Origin of the sequence: Sorangium sp. So ce119, from assembly GCF_051524405.1 — a bacterium.
GTDB lineage: Bacteria > Myxococcota_A > Polyangia > Polyangiales > Polyangiaceae > Sorangium > Sorangium cellulosum_G.
Genome location: NZ_CP150310.1, coordinates 8,230,555 through 8,251,578 on the forward strand (window position 1 = coordinate 8,230,555; position 21,024 = coordinate 8,251,578).

The following is a 21,024-nucleotide window of genomic DNA, read 5'->3' on the forward strand; positions in this document are numbered from 1 at the left end:
TTCGCCCCGTCCCCTCGTACGCTCAGGTGCCTGCGCGCGTCCTGTCCGAGATCGAGGATCAGCTCGCCGAAGATGACGACGACTCGCGCAAGCAGCTCGACGACGCGTTCACGCGTTTCGAGCAGACGCAGCCTGCGCTGGCCGACCGGATCTCCACGGTGCTCTCGGGCCCGCTCGACGAGACGGCGCTCGCCCTCGGCTATTTCCTGACGCTCGCGATCTGGCTCGCCTTCGACGAGCTGTTCGGACAGGACCTCGAGGAGGTCACCGAGACGGCGCTCACGGGCGTCGAGGAGTCGCTGAACCTGGACGAGCAGATCCGCCTCCACGATCCTGCCGAGGCGGTCGACTCGGACGACGTCATCGCGATGGAGCAGCCCGACGTCCTCGCCTTCGTCCAGGAGCACCTGGATGCGGCGCTCGAGGCGAACGCGCACGAGGTGGACGTCGACGACGTCCACGCGATCTACCGGGTGGTGCTGATCGAGGTGCTGGCGCTGAGCTACGCCGTCCGGCCGCCCTCGAACTGGGTGGCGCTGACGACGGAGTTCACGGCGTAGAGCCCGGAGGGGCCCGGCCCCCAGAGAGGGTGTTCGCTGCGCCGGGCGGGGTGGGGGCCCCGCCGAACTCGCCTTGGATGTTCGTCATCCGGCGAGCCGGATGACGAACATCCAAGGCTCAGACATCGGCCCATCCCCCACCCCGCCCGGCGCAGCGAACACCCTCTCTGGGGGCCTACGGCGGAATGGGGGGTGTCAGCGCGCGGAGAACGTGGCGAGGAACGCCGGCATCTCGGCGCTGCGTCCATCCTCGAGGAGGACGGCGCGGCGGGGAGCGTTGATGGCGTCGAGCACGGCGACGAGCTCGCGGAACGGCGTCCTGTCGTCGCTGTGGAGGACGGCCTGGTCGGCGCGACGATCGCTCGGGGCGCGGTGCTCGCCGCTCCGCTCCCACTCGCGCTGGATGGCCTCGCTGAGCTCCGTGTAACGGATCGCGGTGGCGCCGGTCGTGCCGATCTCGACAGGATGCCTGGGGACGGTCGCCTCGCTCAACACGGTCGCGCCCTGCTTCCACACGAGTCGGAAGCTGTCCTCTCCGACATGGACGTGCATCGCCTTGAGAGGCTCCTTCTGGCAATCCTCGCCGCAACCGGCGGCCGCGGGCACCTCTGCGCTGGTCTTGAGACGAGAGTTCGTGACCCACACCGCGGTGATCAGGAGAAAGGCGATGGTCACCATCAGAAGATCGATGAACGGGATCATGTTGATCTCGCTGTTGCGCGCCCGCCTCTCGCCCCCACCCACGTCGACGCCCGCCATGGCTGCCTCCTCGTGTGTTCGTGATGCCGCGATGTGTGTTCGTGATGTCGCGGCGCTCTCCGGCTCCGCAGCGCCGCGACGTGAAAGACAGAGGACGGCGCGCGCAGGATGTTCCTGAAAAGCCCTCGGGCGGATCGCCTGCGCCACAGGCGAAGCGCCGCGCAGGTGGGGAGCGGACACACCGACACCGGGTCGACAGAAGGGAGACCGTCGTGGCGCACCGGACACCGCGACCGGCGGACGGATGAGCGCGCCACCTGCGGCGAGCTCCGCCTCGTCCAGTATTTCAGAGGCAGAGCCCTCGCCCCGGCCCCAGAACTAACGCATCGCGTTATTTCGGGTGGTCCTGACGGCCATGCCCCAGCCGTGGCGATGACGCGGGAAGGAGCGCGATTCCTCCCAGCGGGGGGCGACACGCTGCGCCATGGACGGGCCTGCCGGGAGCGTCCCGTCGGGATGACCGTCGTGGCCGTCGCCGGTGCGTCATCGCCGAGCTGTCCCTTGACAAACAATCCGTTATAACGGATGATGTGCCTACCGGTTGGAGGTAAAGCGGATGCGCGCCCAGAGTGCTCAAGTGATCGACCTGGAAGAGTACCGGCAGCGGCGGGTGGTTCGGAACGAACGCGCCCACGAGGGCGACACGATGTCGTCGGGCAAGTCGGTCGGCATGCCGGTCGCCCTCTGGTGGTACCCCGTGTGGACGTGGATGCCGGTCTGGCAGATTCGATGAAATCCGTCCGCCAGAACACGCGCCGCACCTCCCCAGCGGGGAGCCCGGGCAATGGTTTCCATGGCTCGTTGACCGCATCGGGCCTGGCGAACGGCGCGGCTGCGTCGGCCGAGTCGACGGAGAGCGCGCTGTCGCTGGCTGGACCTTCCTCGCACCGCAGGCCGGAGAGCGCCGCTGGCCCGGCGAGCTCGACCTCGAGCCGAGCGAAGGGGGAAACGCCGCCGCAGCGGGACGCGGACGAGGCGCCAGACGAGGCCTGGACCTACGAGATGGCCCCGCAGGACGCGTCCTCGGCGCTCACGGGCATCGTCGGCGCCAACCTGCGTCGCCTCCGGACCAAGCGCGGCCTCTCCCTGGAGCGGCTGGCGAAGGCGTCGAGCGTGAGCCGGGCGATGCTCAGCCAGATCGAGCTCGGCCAGAGCACGCCGACGATCAACGTGCTCTGGAAGATCGCGCGGGCGCTGGGCGTGCCCTTCTCGGCGCTGATCAGCGACCAGTCGATCGGCGGCACCTCGATCATCCCGGCCGCGCGCGCCAAGGTGCTGACGTCGCACGACGGCTCGTTCTCTTCGCGCGCGCTGTTCCCGTTCGATGTGCCGAGGACGGTGGAGTTCTACGAGCTCAAGCTCGCCCCTCTCGCCACCGAACACGCAGATCCGCACCCGCCGGGCACGGTCGAGAACCTCGTGGTGACGTCCGGAACGCTGGAGATGATCGTCGGCGCCGAGCGCCACCTCCTCGCGACCGGCGACGCGATCCTGTTCGAGGCCGACGTGCCTCACCAGTACAGGAACCCGACCAAGCAAGAGGTCATCATGTACCTGGTGATGACCTACGTCGAGAAGACAGGCTAAAGGGGCGCCGACCCGCGTCCCTCACGCTGAAGCGCCAGGAGGAAGAGAGCGCCAGGAGAATCGCTTCTCCTCGTGGCGCTCTCTTCCTCTTGGCGTTCTTGCTTCCAGCCTGAAGGATCAGGCGCTGCGCCAGGAGCGCGCGCTCACTTGTTCATGCTGGCGACGTTCGCGCCGGCGCCCATGGAGCTCGTGCCGCTCGATCCGGTGCCCATGCCCATGCCCATGCACATCATCATCGGCATGCTGCCGCACATGAGCGTCATCGGCATGCCCATGCTCATCATCTTCATCATCGCTTCACAGCGCCCGCGCAGCATGTCCATGCCCATGCCCTCCATGGGCATCATCTTGCAGACCATCCCCTCCTTATCCATCTCACAGGTCATCCGCGCCATCATCGGCATCTGGCCCATCATGCCCATCATCTGAGGCATCGTCCCCATGCCAGGCATCATGCCCATCATCTGGGGCATCATGCCCATGCCAGGCATCATGCCCATCATCTGAGGCATCATCCCCATCATCTGAGGCATCATCCCCATCATCTGAGGCATCATTCCCATGCCAGGCATCATGCCCATCATCTGAGGCATCATGCCCATCATCTGAGGCATCATCCCCATCGAGCTCATCATCGGCATGCTCATCGGCATCATGGCGTTTTCCTCCGCAAATCCGTGGTTACGTCTGCAACCCAGGCTAGGCGCTCGCACAGGTGCGGGCAAGCAACGCCACCGGGCCCCTCCACTTTTCCTCCGGTCGAACAGACGTGTCGCCGCCCTCGACAGACACCGCGCCAATCCAGCAGAGAGCCGTCTGTCATAACAAACGTCCGGATGTGCCCGGACCCTGGAAGGGATGGCGTGAAAACAAGCGAACTCATCGTCGCTCCCCCGCACGAGCGCTGGACATGCGCTCACCACGTGGACAGAACTCACCGGCTCTGCGCCCCGCGACAGAGGTCGTGACGGACACGACTCCGCCTTCTCCCGAGCGTCAGTCAGGGATATCCGTCATCCATCGTGCTCCGTGGCCCATCGCCGATCGTCCTGGCTTCGCGCGGCCTCGTCATCGCGCTGCGCCACCGTCGCGCTCCACGAGATAGCGCGCGAGCGCGTCGTCGAGCGCAGGGAGCAGGAGCCCTCTCCGGCTGCCCAGGGCGCTGTAACGAGGGCGCGGCGCGACGAGGCAGAGCGCGCGGCTCGGGCAGCGGACGAGATGCCTCGCGTCCACGCGCGCCAGCGCGGCGGTCCGCGCCACGAGCTCAGCCCAGGTCACCGCATCGCGGTTCGCCAGGTGCCAGAGCCCCCCCTCGCCGTCGATCAGGAGGTCGAGGGCCGCGTTGACGAGGTCGGGCGTGTAGGTGGGCGTCACGATCATGTCCTCGGCCGCGCTGAAAGGGCGGCCATCGCGGAGCGCGCGCAGGGCGGCCGCGACGAACGTCGACGCGTCCCAGGGATCGATGAAGGCCGCCGTGCGCACCACCAGCGCCGTCGGGAGGATCGAGAGCACCTGCTGCTCGCCCACAGCCTTGCTCCGACCGTACGCGCTGAGAGGCCTCGCCGGATCGGTCTCCACATAGGGAGTCGTCCCGGTGCCGTCGAAGACCTGATCGGAGGAGAACGTGACGAGCCGGACGCCGCGCTCGCGGCACGCCGCCGCGAGCACCGCGGGCCCGGCGGCGTTCTCCCGCTCGCAGCGGTGAGGCTCCAGCTCCGCGTCGTCGACCCGCACGTAGCCGGCGGTATTGACGACCGCCCACGGCGCATGGCGCTCGAGGGCGCGCTCGACGGACGCGCGATCGGCGATGTCCATCTCGAGGCGGCTCAGCAAGCGGCACGGCAGCCCGCGGTGCGCGCACAGGCGCGCAAACGCCCTTCCCAGGGTGCCCGTGGCGCCGGTGATCAGGACCGGCGGCGCCTCGGCCTTCCCGGCCGTGGCGCGGCCCGACGGCGCGATCGTCTGCCCGTCGCCGGACGGATCGAGCCGCGCTGCGCCGTCGCGGGACGGCTCGAACCGCGCCGCGCCGCGCTCCTCGAGGCTGACGGGAGGATAGAGGAGGCGCTCCGGACGGCGCCACCACCCCGGCGACGAGAGCACCGGGTGATCGAAGGGCTCCCCGCGCGCGAGTGCGCGGACGAGCGCGGCGAGCGCCGTCGGACGGGGCGCCTGGCCGCGGACGTCGAAGACGCCCGGCTCGTAGCGCCCGCGATCGCGCACGACCAGGCTGTCCCAATCGAACGAGCCGAGCAGCGCCCACGCCGTCACCGCGCGCACGTCCGCGCCCGCCGCGCGCGCGTCCACCGCGGCGCGGTGCGCCTCGGCCAGCCACCGGAGCTGCTCCTCGCGGGAGCCGCCCAGGTGCGCCTCCGTGATCGCGACAGGACGACGGTAGCGCTCCCAGACCTCCAGCAGGCGCGCGAGATGCCCGCCCACGCCCTCGGCGACGACGCGCACGGCCTCGACGTCGGCGTAAGCGTGCCTGTCGTTGCCGCCGTGAAACCGTGACGGGTAACGCTCGAGACGCTCGTCGATGAGCCGCTCGCTCGTGATGTAGTAGTTGATGCCGAGGATGTCCGGCGGGCACGGCGACGCGACGAACGCCTCGAGCTCGCCGGGGGACGCGCCCCACTCGAGGAGCTGGGGATAGAACGGGTGATCCCGGTCCACCCGCCCCACGAGCAGGTCGAGGCTGAGCCACCTGCGGTGATTCTCGTGCTGCGCCTGGTAGGCGAGCAGCGGCGTGCTGAACGTCTTGCCGAGATCCTCGGTCTGCACCAGGCGCGCGCGCGGGTTGACCTCGCGGACGGCGCGCATCGCCGCCGCGATCGCGCGGCACTGCGTGAGGAGCGCGCGCAGGAAGGCGCGGCCATCCTGGCCGTGCGGGTACCAGTGGCCGTACAGGCCGGAGAAGCGCGCCGTGGTGAGCGGCTCGTTCACCGGCGTGTAGTCCTCGACCCACGGATAGCGCTCGGCCACCGCGCGGGCGAAGCGCGCGAGCCCGTCGACGAAGCTCGGGTCGAGGAGGCTCGTCCGGGGCGGCCCGCTGCCGTGATGGACGAGGCCCACGATCGGGCGGACGCCGAGCTCGCGCAGCCTCCCGAGGCGCGCGTCGGCCCACGCGAAGCTCGCGCAGCCGTCGGGCGCCGTGCGCTCCCAGAGCACGGGATACCGGAGCGCCCGGATCCCGAGCTCGGCGAAGCGGTCGAGGTCGTCGAGCCGGTGCGCGTGGCCGTTCCGATCGAGCTGGTCGTGGTAGGCGTCGCCGACGCGGTTCACCGTGCACTCGACGCCACCCCAGATCTCGAGCGCCGGAGCGCCGCCCTCCCCGGCTGCCCCGCTCACGCCGCCTCCGCGAAGGACCGCCAGCCCGGTGCGCCCGTGAGCTTCGTGTAGAGGGTCAGGGCCTGGGCGACGACCTGATCCATGTTGTAGTAACGGTACGTGCCGAGCCGGCCGGCGAAGTGGACGCCGCTGATCGAGCGGGCGAGCTCCTCGTATTTGCGGTAGAGCGCCGCGTTCTCCGGCCGCGGCACCGGGTAGTACGGGTCGCCGTCGCTCTTCGGAAACTCGTAGACGATCGTCGTCCTCGGGTGCGACTGGCCGGTGAGGTGTTTGAACTCGGTGACCCGCGTGTAGCTGTACTCGTTCGGATAGTTGATGACAGGCGCCGCCTGGTAGACCTCTTGATCCTTCGTCTCGAACTTGAACTCGAGCGAGCGATAGGGCAGCTTACCGAAGCGGTGATCGAAATAGGCGTCGATCGGGCCCGTGTAGATCACCTCGCGGTGCGGGATGGCATGGCAGACCTCGCGGTAATCCGTGTTGAGCAGGATCTTGATGCCGGGGTGGTCGACCATCCGCTCGAACATCCGCGTGAACCCGTGGAGCGGCATCGCCTGGTAGGCGTCGGAGAAGTAGCGATCGTCCCGGTTGGTGCGCACGGGGACGCGCGCCGTCACCGAGGCGTCGAGCTCCGACGGATCGAGCCCCCACTGCTTGCGGGTGTAGTTGCGGAAGAACTTCTCGTAGAGCTCTCTGCCCACCTTGTTGACGATCACGTCCTCCGACGTGCGGATGCTCTCGCGCCGCTCGGCCCGCGACGCGAGGAAGGCCTCGACCTCCAGCGCGTTCAGGCTCAGGCCGTAGAGGCCGTTGATCGTGTCGAGGTTGATCGGGATCGGCAGGAGCTGCCCGTCGACCCAGGCGCGCACGCGGTGCTGGTACGGGCGCCACTCGGTGAACTGCGACAGGTAGTCGAAGACCTCCCGCGAGTTCGTGTGGAAGATGTGCGGTCCATACCTGTGCACGAGGACGCCCGCGGCGTCGTGGTGGTCATACGCGTTCCCGCCGATGTGCATGCGCACGTCGCAGAGCAGGATCTTCTTGCCGGCCCCGCGGGCGAGCCGCTCGGCGAGCACGCACCCTGCGAAGCCGGCGCCGACGATGAGGTAATCGAACATGGCTCACCTCGCCGCCGCGGCCCGGGCGCGGCGCTCCAGCGCGCCCTCGAGGAGGCGCTCGATCGTCGCCCACGTCGCGTCCCACGAGCGCTGACCGAGGAGGTCGTCCGCCCGCGCGAGCAGCGGGCCGCGATCCTCGGCGAGCGCCGCCTCGACGGCGGCCACGAAGTCGCGGGGCTCGTCCGCGATGCGCACCAGCCCGAGCTCACCATAGGGCTGCACCACGTCGCGGATCGACGTCGAGACGACGGGCTTGCCGCCGGCCAGGTACTCCGGCGTCTTCGTGGGGCTGATGAACCGAGTGGCCTCGTTCCGGGCGAAGGGGAGGAGCGCCACGTCCCAGCCGCCGAGATACGCGGGCAGCTCCTCGTACCGCTTCTGCCCCAGAAGGTGGATGTTCGGCGCGCGGGGCAGCGTGGACGGGTCGATCTTGACCACCGGCCCCACCAGCACGATCTGCCAGGCTGGCCGCAGCGCGGCCACGGCGGCGATGAGGGCGAGATCCATGCGCTCGTCGAGGACGCCGAAGAAGCCGAGGCGCGGCCGCGGGATGCCCGCCTGGTCGGCGGGCTCGGCGCGGGAGGCGGCCCGCGCGCGGGCGAAGTGCGCGACGTCGACGCTGCTCGGGAGCGCGTGCACGCTCGGGTGCAGCGCCCGCTTCGCCTCGTAGAGGCTCGCGCCGCCGGCGAAGACCAGGTCGGCGCGGCGCAGGAGCTCGGCCTCGCGATCCTTGATCGCCGGGTGCGCCCCGGCGAAGGCCGAGAGCTCGTCCATGCAGTCGTACACGATCGCCGCGGGCGCGAGGTGCCGAGAGAACGAGAGCGCCATCGGCGTGTAATACCAGAGCACGTGGTCGGTTATCCCATGACGCTTCATCATGCCGTCGAGCAGCTCACGTTGCATCGCGGAGGCCCGTGACGGCCCGGCGCCGGCGGGCAGGTGCGGAGTCGCGACGCAGACGCCTCGGTGCTCGGAATCGGTCTCCTCGAGGCGCGGCTGATCGCTGTCGACCAGCGGCTCCTCGAAGAAGAAGACGCGGCGTCGCTGCGCGCAGCGCGTGAGCAGGTGCTGCGGCCTCTGGAACACGAAGCTGAAACGCAGGTGCGAAAAGCAGATCACGTCTGGCAGCGATCTCGCGCTCATCGGTCCCTCCCGCTCGAGTCTCGGTGTGCACCTGGGTCCCGGCCCCGGCTCCGGACGAGCGCTATTCAAGGAGCATGCCGGGGAGCTCGCGCCGCGACGCGGCGTCACCGCATCTCGCGCGAGATCGCGCTGCAGGATCGCGGGGTGATGACGAGGGGATCGAGCCCGCGAGCACCTGGGCTGGACGAGATCGAGCGTCGGCTCCGCGCGGAAGCGCTGGCGCCGGGCCGACGCCGCGGAGCGGCCATCCGCCGTCCTCTACCGTCGGCTAACCGCCGTCCTCTACCAGGGGATCGACGACGCCTTCCTGCCGGGGCCCCTCGCGTCCTCGGAGCCCCAGGCAGTCGGGCTGCAGGTGGCCGGCGACGCGGCCGCGCGTCGCGGCGGCGATCTCCTGGAGCGGGAACTTCGGCGTTCGATCCGCATGGAGAAGGCCGTTCGCCTCCTGGTACGTGTCGGCGAACTGCGTGTAACAGAAGCCGCTGAGCAGCTCGACCGAGCGCACGGCCGCGAGCAAGGCCTCGTAGGCCCGCGCGAACGATCCCGCGTCGTCGCAGAGCGAGTAGCCCCAGCTCCCCGGGATGCCCCGCCGGAGCGCGATCCCGCCGAACTCCGACAGGATGATCGGGAGATCGCTCGTCTGGACCTTCCCACCGAGCACCAGGAGGCGTCCGCCGGGGCGCTCCCGCTGGAACAGCCGGGGACGGACCTCCTCGGCGTGGTAGCGCCGCGCGATGCGCTCCGCGTCTGTATCGTAGTCGTGGATCCCGATGATGTCGGTCGCGACGCTCTCCCAGCCGTCGTTGCCGACGACGGGGCGGGTCGCGTCGAGCGTCGTGGTGAGGTGGTAGAGCGCCTCGACCCAGTGGCGCTCCCGCGCGTTGTCCGGCAGGTTCGGCACGCCCCAGGACTCGTTGAACGGCACCCACGCCATGACGCAGGGGTGGCTGTAATCGCGATCGATCACGTCGATCCACTCCCGCGTGAGGCGCTCGACCGACTGCGCGGTGAAGCGGTAGGCGCTCGGCATCTCCTCCCAGACCAGGAGGCCGAGCGTATCGGCCCAGTAGAGATAGCGCGGGTCCTCGATCTTCTGGTGCTTGCGCACGCCGTTGAAGCCCATCGCGCGCGCGAGCTCCACGTCGCGGCGGAGCGCGTGATCGTCCGGCGGCGTCATCCCGCTCCCGGGCCAGTAGCCCTGATCCAGCACCATCCGGAGCGGGAGCGGCCTGCCGTTGAGCACGATGCGGTCGCCCTGGACCGCGATCGAGCGCAGCGCCGTGTAGCTCCGGACCCGATCGAGCACCTCGCCGTCCGGGCCGAGGAGCTCGAGCTCCGCCTGGATGAGCGTGGGCGACTCGGGGCTCCACAGGAGGTGGTTCCGGAAGTCGTCGATGCCGGGGTCGGAGAGCGCGACCCGCCGGTGCACCTCGCCGGCGACGACGGCGTACGTGTCGTCGGCGAGCAGCGCGTCGTCGTAGTGGAGCCGCACCCTGAGGCGCAGGTCGTCGCGCCGCGCCCCCGCGACCCTCGCGAGGCAGTCGATCTCCCAGCGGGCGAGGCTCGACGCCCAGCGCACCGCGGCGATCGAGCTCCTCGGGACGCGCTCCATCCACACGGTCTGCCAGATCCCGGTCGTGCGCGGATACCAGATGGAGTGCGGTTCGCGCTGCCAGTCCTGCTTGCCGCGCGGCTTCGCCAGGTCGGCGGGGTCGTCCTCGGCGCGGACGATGATCTCCTGCGGCCCGGACGCGCCGAGGTGATCGGTGATATCGACGCTGAAGGGCGTGTACCCGCCGACGTGGCGCGCGACGAGGCTCCCCTCCACCCAGACGGTGGCCTCGTAGTCGACCGCGCCGAAGTGCAGGATCAGCCGCTCGCCCTCCCGGAGGTCGGGCGCCTCGAACGTCCGCCGGTAAAAGCAGGCGCAACAGAAGCCCATCTCCCCGATCCCGCTCTGCTCCGTCTCGGGCGAGAACGGGACCTCGATGACGCGGTCCCACACGACCTCGCCGGGCTTCCTCCACCTCGCCTCCGGATCGAGCGCGAACGCCCAGGTCCCGTTCAGGGACGTCCACCCCGCGCGCCGGAGCTGCGGCCTCGGATAGCCATGCTCGCGGCCGCCCGCGCTCGACAGCTCGTCCTCCACGGCGTGCTTCCCCTTCGCTCGCCTCGGTGCCATCGCGTGACGTGTCCTCTCTCCGCGCAAGCCGCCGGACCGAACCCCGGAGTCGCAGCGCTCCTCCCAGAGCGGTGGATGATGCCCGTGCGCCCTGGGCGAGTCCAACCCGCTCGTCGCAAATAAGGCTGTTGCCCGCCTGGTCGACTGTCCCTCATCGACCGAAGTTCAAGGCAATCTCCGCATTACCTGTTGCCTCCCTTCTCTCGATCTCACGCTCCCCCGGCCCGCTCGGCGCCACGGTAGGCCCGCGGCCGGCCCCCCCGGATCGACGACCTGCCCGACGCTCTCAAGACCGCGCTATCATCGCGCCGCCTCATCTCGAGGAGCCCGGCCCCTCGCCGCATGTCCCAGCCCCATCCCGCGCCCGCCGAGCCCCCGTTCGCCGAGATGGCCGTCGGCGCCCATCGCCTCGCGCTCCTCAAGGACGGCGCCCAGGCGTACCCGGCCATGCTCGAGGCCATCGCCCGCGCCCGGCGCACCGTCTGCCTCGAGACGTACATCCTCCGGGGCGATCGCACCGGCCAGCGCTTCGCCGAGGCGCTCGCCGAGCGGGCGGCGGCGGGCGTCGAGGTGAGCCTGCTCTTCGACGCCTGGGGCTCCTCCGTGTCGTCGTCCTTCCTCGACGGCCTGCGCCGCGCCGGCGTCCGGCCCCTCGCCTTCCGCCCCTTCGAGCTCTCCGCCCCGTTCGGGAAGGTCGCCCGCCGCGACCACCGCAAGGCGCTCATCGTCGACGGCGCCGTCGCCTTCACCGGCGGCCTCAACATCTCCGACGACTACGCCGCTCCGGAGCACGGCGGCGCCGGCTGGCGCGACACCCACCTCCGCATCGAGGGCCCCGCCGCCGCGGAGCTCCAGTACTTCTTCCTGCGCGCGTGGCAGCGCTCCGGCGGCCCCCCCGTCGACGAGCAGCGCTACGGCATCACGGGGCGCAGGCCCGACCCCGCCGTCCAGATCATCAGCAACGACCTCCCCCGCCGGAGGCACCGCCACGGCATCCGCCACGCGTACCGGATCGCCATCGAGCGCGCCCGGCGGCGGATCTACATCACCAACGCCTACTTCCTGCCGCCGCTCCGGATCATCCACGCGCTCACCGCCGCGGCCCGCCGCGGCGTCGACGTCAGGATCATGGTCGCCGGCACCACCGACGTGCCCGCGGTCCTGCTCGCGTCGCGCACCATCTACGGCCACCTCCTCGACGCCGGCGCCCGCATGTTCGAGTGGCGCGGCCGCGTCCTGCACGCCAAGACCGCGGTCATCGACGGCGCGTGGTCCACCGTCGGCTCCACGAACCTCGACAGCCAGTCGCTCCGCATGAACCTCGAGGTGAACGCCGTCGTCTCGCACCGCGGGTTCGCCATCGCCATGGAGCAGATGTTCGCCGACGACCTCGCCCATTGCCGCGAGATCACCGTCGCGCACTGGGCCCGGCGCCCCCTGTGGGAGCGGGCGGCCTCGTGGACAGCCTACCTCGCGCGCAACTGGCTCTGACGCCGGCGCGCAGGGTCGCCCTGGCGCACGCGCCGGCGCGAGCACCGCCAGGCGCGCCGGCGGGATGCTACCGTCTCGGCATGTCCGATTTCCGCCGCTTCCGCGGCACCGAACGCTACCTCACCAACGAGGCGCTCGAGGCCGCCGTCAACTGCGCGCTCGTCCTGGAGCGGCCGCTCCTCGTCAAGGGAGAGCCCGGCACCGGCAAGACGCTCCTCGCCGAGGCCATCGCGCAGAGCCTGTCGGCCGAGCTCATCCCCTGGCACGTCAAGAGCACCACGCGGGCCCAGGACGGGCTCTACGTCTACGACACGGTGCAACGGCTCTACGACTCGCGCTTCGGCGACGGCGATGTCCGCGACATCCGCCGCTACATCAAGCTCGGCCCCCTCGGGAAGGCGTTCAGCGCCGAGCGGCGCGTCGTGCTGCTCATCGACGAGGTCGACAAGGCGGACCTCGAGTTCCCGAACGATCTCCTGCACGAGCTCGATCGGATGCGCTTCCGCATCACCGAGACAGGCGACGACATCGTCGCCCGGGAGCGGCCCGTCGTGATCATCACCAGCAACAACGAGAAGGAGCTGCCGGACGCGTTCCTGCGCCGCTGCGTCTTCCACTTCATCGATTTCCCGGAGGCGGAGCTCATGCGGGAGATCGTCCGCGTCCACCACCCCGAGCTCGATCGGGCGCTCGCCGATCAGGCGATGCAGGTCTTCTACGAGATCCGGAAGAACGCCCGCATCCGGAAGCGGCCCTCGACGAGCGAGCTCATCGACTGGATCGCCGTGCTGCGCCGGGCGGGCGTGCAGGAGGTGAAGCTCGACAAGACGCTGCCGTTCCTCGGCGCGCTGCTCAAGAAGGAGCAGGACCTCGTCGCGCTCGCCGACCAGCTCGCCGGCGGCAGGCGCTACCGGTCGTAGCCATGTTCGTCGAGTTCCTCTACGAGCTCCGGGCCCGCAAGGTCCCGGTCGGCGCCCAGGAGGCGATCGGCCTCGCGCAGGCGCTCGCCGCGGGGCTGCACGACAGCTCGCTCGACGGCTTCTACCACGTCGCGCGGGCGATGCTGGTCCACTCCGAGGCGCACCTCGACGACTTCGACCTCGCGTTCGCCGAGCACTTCCGCGGCGTGCACGTGGAGGCCAAGGCGATCGCGGAGGAGCTCCTCTCGTGGCTCCGGGATCCCATCAAGATGCGCGCCCTCTCCGAGGAGGAGAAGGCGATGATCGAGGAGCTGGACCTCGACGAGGTGCTCCGGCGGTTCGAGGAGCGCCTGCGCGAGCAGCGGGAACGCCACGACGGGGGCAGCCGCTGGATCGGCACCGGCGGCACGTCGCCGTTCGGCCGCGGCGGCTACAACCCGAGCGGCATCCAGGTCGGCGGCTCCGCGGGCGGGCGGAGCGGCGCCGTGCAGAACGCCGACGCGCGCCGCTACCGGCCCTACCGCAGCGATCTCACGCTCGACGTGCGCCAGATCGAGGTGGCGCTGCGCAAGCTGCGCGCCTTCGCGCGCGAGGGCGGCGACCGCGAGCTCGACATCGACGCGACCATCGACGCGACGGCCAGGAACGCGGGCGAGATCGAGGTCGTCACCAGGCCGCCGCGCCGGCCGAACACGCGCGTGATCCTGATGATGGACGTGGGCGGCTCGATGGACCCGAGCGCCGCGCTCGTGTCGCAGCTCTTCAGCGCGGCGAAGCGCGCGACGCACTGGAAGGAGCTGAGGAGCTACTACTTCCACAACTGCGTCTACGGAAAAGTGTACAAAACCGAGGGGTTACAGGACCCTGTGCCGGTGCGCGAGCTCCTCCACGAGTGCGGCAAGCACCACAAGCTCGTGATGGTCGGGGACGCCTCGATGGCGCCGTACGAGCTGCTCGGCTCGTCAGGCTTCGGCGGCGGGGGGGCCGACCGCTCGCAGTCCTCGTTCGAGTCCGACGCGCGGATGCCCGGCGTCGCCTGGCTCATGATGCTCCGCGACCATTTCGACCGCGCGGTGTGGCTGAACCCCGACGGGGTGGGCCCCTACCCTCACCCCACGGTCGACGCGATCAAGGGCATCTTCCCGATGTTCGCGCTCACGCTCGAGGGCCTGGGGGAGGCCGTCACCGAGCTGGTCCGCGGTCGCGGCCGCGCCTGAGCGCGCGCGGCGCGGGCCCGGTCAGCGGCCGGCGCGCTTGAACACCTCGGCCGTCGTCGACGCGACGAGGGCGCGATCGAGCCAGCCGTCGAGCTCGCGCTCGCTCCTGCACGACGAGATCTTCGCCGCCGCGGTCTTCGTGAGCCGCAGCCCTCGCCGGTCGAGGACGCGCCTCAGCGCGCCGCGCTTGCCCTCGAGGATGCCCTCCTCGCGCCCTTCCTCGCGCCCTTCCTCGCGCCCTTCCTCGCGCCCCGCCGCGAGCACGGCCTCGAGGTCCTCGTAGCCCTGCCGCTGGAGCAGGTTGGTCAGCAGGGTCTTCTCCGCCTCGCTGCGATCGTAGAGCGCCTCGACGCGGACCGCGTTCTTCAGGATGCCCGGGGCGCTCAGGAGCTGCCCGGGGAGCACGACGCGCATCCGCCGGCGGGGCTCGTGCACCTCGACCCGCCGCGGGCCGCTCAGGCGCACCACCCAGAGGACCTTCGTGCCGGCCGCGAGCAGGTCGGCGATCTTCTCCTGGAGCTTCTCCTCGTCCTGCCCCACGTCGGCGTACTCGATGGCGAGCTCCGGGACCCCCTTCACCCAGCCGGGCTTGTCGGGGACGTTGCCCACCGCGACGTCCGGCGCGCGGAGCGTGCCCCCATCCAGGGCGTAACCCGTGTCCACGCCGGCCTCCTTGACCGCCGGGTCCCAGCCCACGACCGAGCTGCCCAGGTGCTGCGGCCCGGAGCCACGCCCTCCGGTGGGGGCGCAGTGGACGGGATGGCCGTTCGAGAGCTCGTACGGGTCACCCGAGCGGACGTGCTCCACGCGAAACGGGCCGCGCTCCGCCGCCCGGCCCTTGGCGTGCATCGAGGGCATGGGAGGACGATAGCACGCGGCCGGCGCGCCCTGGCGGGCCGCCGCGCCGCGGGGCTGCCGCGCCGCTGGCAGCGCGGCGATCTCGATTGCACGTGGGCGCTATGCGCTGGGGAGCCACATGCGGAACGCCGTGCCCCGGCAGCGGCCCGCCGTCGCCGTGATCTCGCCGCCGTGGGCCTCGATGATGACCCGGCTCAGCGCGAGGCCGAGGCCGGTCCCCTTCACCTTGGCGGTGACGAGCGGCTCGAAGAGGCGGTCGATCACGCACGGGTGGACGCCGGGGCCGTTGTCCTCGACCTCGAGGTACGTCCGCTCGTCGCCGCGCCACGCGCGCGTGACGATCGAGCCGCCGGGGGCGTTGTCGAGCGCCTCGACCGCGTTGAGGTAGAGGTTCGAGAAGACGCGCTCGAGCAGGATGGGGTCGCACAGCAGCGTGAGATCGGCCGGCGCGACGGCGACCTCGAACCGGACCGCCGTGGGCAGGACCAGCGCGTGCCGGGCGCTCTCGATCAGCTTGCCCACGGGCGCGGGCTCGCGCCGCAGCGGCTCGCCGCGCGCCAACCCGAGGACGCTGCCGATGACCTCGTGCGCCTTGCGGATCTCGCACGTCACCCGGTCGAGGTGGCGCAGCAAGCGGGGGCGATCGTCGAGGTCCCGCTGCGCCAGGTAGAGCGACGACTCGGCGACCGCGAGGGCGTTGCGCAGCTCGTGGGCGACGCTCGCGCCGACCGCTCCCGCCGCGGCGAGGCGCGCGGCGCAGCATTCGGTCTCGTGACCCTCATTTGCCATAACGCCGAGCGCAGCGTAGCCGATCTCCGGGCGATCGCCCGCGCGCTCGACGGGCGATCGCCGCCGCCCCGCGATGGATATTCCCGCTGCGACCATACGCAGCTCGGCTCACCCGGCGTCGGCCGCGAGCGGCGCGGACGCCGCGCGCTCCGGCGCAGATTTGACGCGGCGCGCCCGCTCGAGGTCGAGGAGCGAGAAGCGCTCGGCGGCGGCGGAGCCCGCCGGCGCGGCGCGGCCGAAGAGCTGGAGCCGCACGGCGCGGTGCGGCGGCGGCGTGATCGCGCCCGGCGCTTCCCCGGGCTCCCCCAGGATCACGGCGGCGACCTCGGACGACTTCACCGCTCCCGAGCCGCGGATGTCGACCTCGACGTCGAGCGCGACGAGGTCGCCGGCGAGCCCGGCGCGCGCGAGCGCCGAGAGCACGTCGGGCCCGCCGACCTCGGCCCGCACGAGGTACTGGCGCACGTCGACCATCTTCGCGAGCCGGTCGATCTCGCGGCGGATCGGGAGCGACGCGGCCGAGAGGGCGGCGCCGCAGCGGGCCGCGAGGATCGCCTCGGCGTCGCTGCCGATCGCGGAGCGCGCGAACGCGAGCGCGTAGCGGGCCCCGGCGATCAGCTTGCTCACGGCGGGGTCCTCCGGGCCGAGCTTCGCGGCCCCGCGGAACACGAGCCCGCGCGGGCTCGCGGCGGTCATCGACGCGACGAGCGCCTCGAGGGCGGCGGGGTCGAGGTCGCGCTCGAGGCGGAGGTCGACGTACTCGTCGAGGCTGATCACGCCGAGCGAGAGGGCCGGGGAGAACGTCATGTCCGGCTTCGGGTGGAAGCCCGCGGTGTAGGTCATCGGCGCGCCGACGCGCCGGAGGACGCGGGGCAGCTCGCGCACGACGTCGAGGTGGCCGAGCAGCGCCACCGGTCCGGTCTTCTCGAAGCAGAAGCGGTAGCGGAAGCCGCCGCGCCCCTTCGGCGCGGGCGCGGTCCGCTGCGCGCGCCTGGGCGACCCCTCGCCGACGCGGGGAGGCTCCTCGTCGCCGGCGCGCGCCGGCTCGACGACCGGGAGGGCGCTGGGCGCCACGGCGTCGGGCAGCGCGGCGTCGGGCGGCGCGGCGTCGGCGGGCGGCAGCACGGCATCGGCCAGCGCCGCGGCATCGGCCAGCGCCGCGGCATCCGGCGGCGCCGCGGCGGCTTCCTTGACGATCGGCAGCGCGCGCTTGTGGGCGCCGAGCCGGTCGAGGAAGGTCAGCCGCTCCTCGCGCATCTGCGTCATGTCGCAGGCGACGCCGCAGTCGTAACAGACGAGCCGGCGCGTGTCGGCCCGGGCGTCGTCGAGGTTCGTGTGGTGCACGAACGTGCCGGCGACCTTGCCGCACGGCGGGCTGAGGCGGTTCTGGAGCGCCTTCCTGTACTCCCGCGCGAGGAACCCCTCCTCGAGGCCGACGTCGATGTGATCCCACGGCAGCCGCGCCGTCACCGGCAGGGTGCCGAGGTACTTCGCCCGGTCGACGCCCGCGTGCGCGAACGCCTCCTCCCACACGGCGAGCTTGAGCTGGTCGTCCCACGAGTCGAAGCGGGCGCCGTTGCGCCAGGCCCGCTCGAGCACGTCGGCGAGGGGGCGGTCGCCGCGGGCGAAGATGCCCTCGAGGACGCTGGCGTGGGCCTCGTGGGTCTTCAGCTTGACGGCGCGGTAAGGCCGCACCGTGTCCCGGAGGATCTGCTGCTTGCGCGCGACCTCCGCGAGCGTGTCCATCGCCGCCCACTGGAACGGGGTGTGGGGCTTCGGCACGTGCGTCGAGACGCTGACCGTCACGTCGGCCGGCTTGCCCCTGCCGGCCGCCTTCCGCCCGGCGCCGGCCGCGCGGGCGCCCGTCTCGACGATGCCGCGCACGTCCTCGTCGGTCTCGGTGGGGAGGCCGATCATGAAGTAGAGCTTCATCTTGCCCCAGCCGCGGCTGAACACCCGCTCGGCCGTCTCGAGGAGCTGCTCCTCCGTGACGTTCTTGTTCACGACGTCGCGCATCCGCTGGGTCCCCGCCTCGGGCGCGAAGGTGAGGCCCGTCGCGCGCACGCGCTTCAGCTGGTCGAGGAGATCGGGCTCGAGCCCGTAGGCGCGCAGCGACGAGACGCCGAGCGAGATGCGCTCGGCCGTGAGGCGCTCGGTGACCTTCTTGATGAGCGGCGAGATGCACGAGACGTCGGCCGTCGACAGCGCCGTGAGCGAGACCTCGTCCTGGCCGGACTTCTGCACCGCGCGCATCACGGTCTCGACGATCTGCTCGGGATCGCGCTCGCGGACGGGGCGGTAGATCATGCCGGCCTGGCAGAAGCGGCACCCCTCGGTGCAGCCGCGGGCGATCTCGATCGACATGCGGTCGAAGATCGCCTCGGGGCCGCCGGTCGGGCTCTCGTCGGGGAACGGGTACCGGTTGAGGTCGACCAGGGCGCGCTCGACAGGGAACGGGATCCCGGGGACGAGCGGGCGGTCCACGACCTCGAAGCCGGTGTCGGGGTCGCGCCGGGTCGCGTAGAGCGAGGGCACGTAGATGGCGCCGAGGCGCGCGATCGCGATCAGCCGCTCGCGCCGCGGCACGCCCTCGCGCTTCAGTCGGGTCCACGTGAGGGCGACCTCCGTCGCCTTCTCCTCGCCGTCGCCGATGACGAGGGCGTCGAGGAAGGGGGCGATCGGCTCGGGGTGGGTCGCCGTCGGGCCGCCGGCGATCACGATCGGGTCGTCCTCGCCGCGATCCGCCGCGCGCAGCGGGATGCCGCCGAGGTGCAGCATGGTGAGGATGTTCGAGTAGGTGAGCTCGAACTGCAGCGAGAAGCCCACGACGTCGAAGTCCCTCAGCGGGCGCGCCGACTCGAGGGAGACCAGCGGCAGCCCGCGCTTCACGAGCTGGGCCTCCATGTCGACCCAGGGCGCGTAGCTGCGCTCGGCCAGGGTGCGCGGGTCGTCGTTCAGGAGCTTGTAGAGGATCTTGAAGCCGAGGTGGCTCATCCCGATGTCGTAGACGTCCGGGAACGCGAGGCAGACGCGCGCCTCGACCGACGCCCAGTCCTTGACGACCGAGCCGACCTCGCCGCCCGCGTAGCGCGCGGGCTTCTCGACCTGATCGAGGAAGGAGGCGTACGGGTGATCGGCGAGGAGGGGGAGGCTGTCCATGGCGCTCGGGCGCGTAGCATGGCCGGCCGGCGCCGGCACCCACGGCCCCGGGTTTGTCGGGCGCGGGCGCGCGCCGGGCCCTCGGCCCTCCTGGCAAGCAGGCTTATCGGCAGCTCGACGCTGTCGACGCGCCGCGAGCGGGGCCGCGTCGCCGCTGTGACCGGCGCCGGTGCGACCTTCACTCCTCGCGCGGCACGGCGGACGCCCGGATCCGCGCGCCCGGGGCGGCAGGACGGCCCGCGTGGGCTATGCTCACCCCGTGCGCGTGCGAGACCCCCACCACGTGGCGATCGACCGGGAACGGCACGTCGAGTACCGCGATCCCAGCGAGTTCGACCGGATCGCCTTCGCCATGCGCGCGCTGGACCGCCTGCGGCCGAAGCGGATGACCGTCGCCGTCTACCCGGCGCTCGCCGCGCTCCGGGTCGAGCGCGGGCAGAACCTCCAGCGCGGCGAGGGGGGCTCGTGGGCGATCGTCGGCATCCCGCCGCACGCGAGCCGCGAGCACATCGCCTATGCGCTCGCCGAGCTCGCCGGCGTCGAGTCGGTGCCCTACGCGGTGCAGACTCTCCTCGCCGCTGACACAAACGCCGACGCCTAGCCGCCGACGGGGGCGCCGAGGCCAGGGTCCCGGGGTCGTCGGAGCCGGGAGGGCACGGCGGATGGTATTGCGCCCCGCACCAGGGAGAGCGAGGCTGCTCGCGTGCCTGCTCCGATCCGGCGACACATCGAGCGCCACCGCGCCGCCAAGGCGGTGTGGAGCGTCATCATCAGCCTGGATCGCCACAACGCGCCGCGGGCCGCGAGCGCGATGGCCTTCGACGCGTTCCTCAGCCTGATCCCCCTCGCCGCGTTCGCCGGCTACGTGCTCAGCCGGATCCAGCAGTGGTCCGATGTGGTGGTGCGGCCGATCCTCCGGGCGGCCCCCCCGGAGGTCGCCGTGATCGTCTCCGACGAGCTCCTCCGGCTCTCGCAGTCGTCGGCCGTCGCCCCGATCAGCATCACCGGCTTCCTCTGGATCACGTCCTCCGGGCTCTCGACCGCCATGGGCGTGTTCGACACCATCTACAACGCCCGCGAGCGCCCCTGGTACGTCCGCAGGGCGATCGCGGCGGCGTGCGTGATGGCCAGCCTCGCCGTGGTGCCCGTCGTCGCGGGCCTCGGCGTGCTGATCGGGTCGCTCTCGGGCTCCATGGGCGCGCGCATCGTCGCGTTCGCGCTCCCCGCGGGACTCGTCATCTGCATGGTGGCCGCGTTCTTCAGGATCTCGATCCAGCGCCCGAACATCGAGCGGCGCCGGATCTTCCCGGGCGCGGTGCTCACCGTGGCGCTCTGGTCGATCGTGTCGACCCTCTTCTCCCTGTACGTCGCCACGCTCGGCCGCTACGCCACGTTCTACGGGAGCCTCGCGACCGTCGCGATCTTCCTCTTCTGGCTCTGGCTGCTCGCGCTGGCGCTGCTCATCGGGGGCGAGCTGAACGCGCGCCTGGAGCGCGAGCGCGCCGGGATCATCTCGATCCCGCCCCCGGGCAAGTGGAGCGCGCTGGAGCTCTCCGAGCTGCTCCACATCGCCGACCCGCCCCAGACCTCCACGCCGCTCCCCCAGAGCACCACACAGCCCCAGAGCGTCACCCGCCCCCGCGGCGCCGCGGCGCGGCTCGGCGGGGGCGATAACGCCGCGGACAACGACGAGAGCGACGCCGCGGACGACGAGACCCGGGGCGCCCCGAGCTCGCCGCCGGCGCGGCGGGCCGCAAGCTAGGCCGGCGCGCCGGGGCCGGCGCCCGCGCGGCTGCGATCGCGCCGGGGCCGACGCCCGCGGCGGCTGCGCTGAAGGACGGACGGCCGCCGCCCGACGGCTCGGCTCGGCACGGGCAGTGAAAGCTCCGTCGATCG

The 21,024-nt window shown here is 71.6% G+C and carries 17 protein-coding genes; 8 read left to right on the forward strand and 9 right to left on the reverse strand.

What is annotated here, in order from left to right:
* The first annotated feature begins 26 nt into the window (after positions 1-26).
* Complete coding sequence (locus WME76_RS31035; protein ID WP_437955864.1) at positions 27-560, forward strand: hypothetical protein; 534 nt, start codon at positions 27-29, stop codon at positions 558-560.
* Positions 561-755: 195 nt separating this feature from the next.
* Here WME76_RS31035 and WME76_RS31040 read toward each other — a convergent pair whose 3' ends face one another.
* Positions 756-1,319, reverse strand: a complete 564-nt coding sequence (locus WME76_RS31040) for an ExbD/TolR family protein (RefSeq protein ID WP_437955865.1) — start codon at positions 1,317-1,319, stop codon at positions 756-758.
* Between the two features lie 556 nt (positions 1,320-1,875).
* Here WME76_RS31040 and WME76_RS31045 point away from each other — a divergent pair.
* Entirely contained in the window at positions 1,876-2,052 is a 177-nt protein-coding gene (locus WME76_RS31045; protein ID WP_437955866.1) for a hypothetical protein, read from the forward strand.
* A gap of 68 nt (positions 2,053-2,120) precedes the next feature.
* The gene (locus WME76_RS31050) at positions 2,121-2,906 is read left to right on the forward strand and encodes a helix-turn-helix domain-containing protein (RefSeq protein ID WP_437955867.1); all 786 of its coding nucleotides are present in this window, start codon (positions 2,121-2,123) and stop codon (positions 2,904-2,906) included.
* A gap of 143 nt (positions 2,907-3,049) precedes the next feature.
* On the opposite strand, the gene WME76_RS31055 is transcribed toward WME76_RS31050, so the two are convergent.
* The 5 genes from WME76_RS31055 to WME76_RS31075 all read right to left on the reverse strand — a co-directional run bounded on the left by WME76_RS31055 (position 3,050) and on the right by WME76_RS31075 (position 10,694).
* Entirely contained in the window at positions 3,050-3,562 is a 513-nt protein-coding gene (locus WME76_RS31055; protein WP_437955868.1) for a hypothetical protein, read from the reverse strand.
* A 412-nt stretch (positions 3,563-3,974) separates the two neighbouring features.
* Positions 3,975-6,251, reverse strand: a complete 2,277-nt coding sequence (locus WME76_RS31060) for a family 1 glycosylhydrolase (protein ID WP_437955869.1) — start codon at positions 6,249-6,251, stop codon at positions 3,975-3,977.
* Positions 6,248-7,369, reverse strand: a complete 1,122-nt coding sequence (glf, locus tag WME76_RS31065; RefSeq protein WP_437955870.1) for a UDP-galactopyranose mutase — start codon at positions 7,367-7,369, stop codon at positions 6,248-6,250. Before glf ends, WME76_RS31060 begins: the two co-directional genes overlap by 4 nt.
* 3 nt (positions 7,370-7,372) lie before the next feature.
* Positions 7,373-8,512 carry a glycosyltransferase gene (locus WME76_RS31070; RefSeq protein ID WP_437955871.1) on the reverse strand — a complete coding sequence of 380 codons (1,140 nt, stop codon included), beginning with the start codon at positions 8,510-8,512 and terminating at the stop codon, positions 7,373-7,375.
* A 268-nt stretch (positions 8,513-8,780) separates the two neighbouring features.
* The gene (locus tag WME76_RS31075) at positions 8,781-10,694 is read right to left on the reverse strand and encodes a glycoside hydrolase family 2 protein (protein WP_437955872.1); all 1,914 of its coding nucleotides are present in this window, start codon (positions 10,692-10,694) and stop codon (positions 8,781-8,783) included.
* Between the two features lie 342 nt (positions 10,695-11,036).
* Between WME76_RS31075 and WME76_RS31080 the strand changes: the two genes are divergently transcribed.
* From WME76_RS31080 to WME76_RS31090, 3 genes are all read left to right on the forward strand, one after another.
* Positions 11,037-12,185: a phospholipase D-like domain-containing protein gene (locus tag WME76_RS31080; protein WP_437955873.1), complete on the forward strand. Its 1,149-nt coding sequence runs from the start codon at positions 11,037-11,039 to the stop codon at positions 12,183-12,185.
* An 80-nt stretch (positions 12,186-12,265) separates the two neighbouring features.
* The gene (locus tag WME76_RS31085; protein ID WP_437955874.1) at positions 12,266-13,105 is read left to right on the forward strand and encodes an AAA family ATPase; all 840 of its coding nucleotides are present in this window, start codon (positions 12,266-12,268) and stop codon (positions 13,103-13,105) included.
* A gap of 2 nt (positions 13,106-13,107) precedes the next feature.
* Complete coding sequence (locus tag WME76_RS31090) at positions 13,108-14,322, forward strand: vWA domain-containing protein (RefSeq protein WP_437955875.1); 1,215 nt, start codon at positions 13,108-13,110, stop codon at positions 14,320-14,322.
* A gap of 21 nt (positions 14,323-14,343) precedes the next feature.
* Here the strand turns inward: WME76_RS31090 and WME76_RS31095 are convergent, their stop codons facing one another.
* The 3 genes from WME76_RS31095 to WME76_RS31105 all read right to left on the reverse strand — a co-directional run bounded on the left by WME76_RS31095 (position 14,344) and on the right by WME76_RS31105 (position 19,128).
* Positions 14,344-15,171 carry a Uma2 family endonuclease gene (locus tag WME76_RS31095; protein WP_437962172.1) on the reverse strand — a complete coding sequence of 276 codons (828 nt, stop codon included), beginning with the start codon at positions 15,169-15,171 and terminating at the stop codon, positions 14,344-14,346.
* Positions 15,172-15,279: 108 nt separating this feature from the next.
* Positions 15,280-15,969: a sensor histidine kinase gene (locus tag WME76_RS31100; RefSeq protein WP_437955876.1), complete on the reverse strand. Its 690-nt coding sequence runs from the start codon at positions 15,967-15,969 to the stop codon at positions 15,280-15,282.
* Between the two features lie 108 nt (positions 15,970-16,077).
* Complete coding sequence (locus tag WME76_RS31105) at positions 16,078-19,128, reverse strand: TIGR03960 family B12-binding radical SAM protein (RefSeq protein ID WP_437955877.1); 3,051 nt, start codon at positions 19,126-19,128, stop codon at positions 16,078-16,080.
* Between the two features lie 259 nt (positions 19,129-19,387).
* Between WME76_RS31105 and WME76_RS31110 the strand changes: the two genes are divergently transcribed.
* The gene (locus tag WME76_RS31110) at positions 19,388-19,729 is read left to right on the forward strand and encodes a hypothetical protein (RefSeq protein ID WP_437285845.1); all 342 of its coding nucleotides are present in this window, start codon (positions 19,388-19,390) and stop codon (positions 19,727-19,729) included.
* 102 nt (positions 19,730-19,831) lie between these two features.
* The gene (locus WME76_RS31115; RefSeq protein WP_437955878.1) at positions 19,832-20,890 is read left to right on the forward strand and encodes a YihY/virulence factor BrkB family protein; all 1,059 of its coding nucleotides are present in this window, start codon (positions 19,832-19,834) and stop codon (positions 20,888-20,890) included.
* Positions 20,891-21,024 lie beyond the last annotated feature (134 nt).

Coding starts and splice junctions, on each gene's coding strand:
- WME76_RS31040 (WP_437955865.1), bottom strand. CDS start 1,319: ATGGCGGGCGTCGACGTGGGTGGGGGCGAGAGGCGGGCGCGCAACAGC.
- WME76_RS31045 (WP_437955866.1), top strand. CDS start 1,876: ATGCGCGCCCAGAGTGCTCAAGTGATCGACCTGGAAGAGTACCGGCAG.
- WME76_RS31055 (WP_437955868.1), bottom strand. CDS start 3,562: ATGATGCCGATGAGCATGCCGATGATGAGCTCGATGGGGATGATGCCT.
- glf (WP_437955870.1), bottom strand. CDS start 7,369: ATGTTCGATTACCTCATCGTCGGCGCCGGCTTCGCAGGGTGCGTGCTC.
- WME76_RS31070 (WP_437955871.1), bottom strand. CDS start 8,512: ATGAGCGCGAGATCGCTGCCAGACGTGATCTGCTTTTCGCACCTGCGT.
- WME76_RS31075 (WP_437955872.1), bottom strand. CDS start 10,694: ATGGCACCGAGGCGAGCGAAGGGGAAGCACGCCGTGGAGGACGAGCTG.
- WME76_RS31080 (WP_437955873.1), top strand. CDS start 11,037: ATGTCCCAGCCCCATCCCGCGCCCGCCGAGCCCCCGTTCGCCGAGATG.
- WME76_RS31085 (WP_437955874.1), top strand. CDS start 12,266: ATGTCCGATTTCCGCCGCTTCCGCGGCACCGAACGCTACCTCACCAAC.
- WME76_RS31090 (WP_437955875.1), top strand. CDS start 13,108: ATGTTCGTCGAGTTCCTCTACGAGCTCCGGGCCCGCAAGGTCCCGGTC.
- WME76_RS31095 (WP_437962172.1), bottom strand. CDS start 15,171: ATGCACGCCAAGGGCCGGGCGGCGGAGCGCGGCCCGTTTCGCGTGGAG.
- WME76_RS31100 (WP_437955876.1), bottom strand. CDS start 15,969: ATGGCAAATGAGGGTCACGAGACCGAATGCTGCGCCGCGCGCCTCGCC.
- WME76_RS31105 (WP_437955877.1), bottom strand. CDS start 19,128: ATGGACAGCCTCCCCCTCCTCGCCGATCACCCGTACGCCTCCTTCCTC.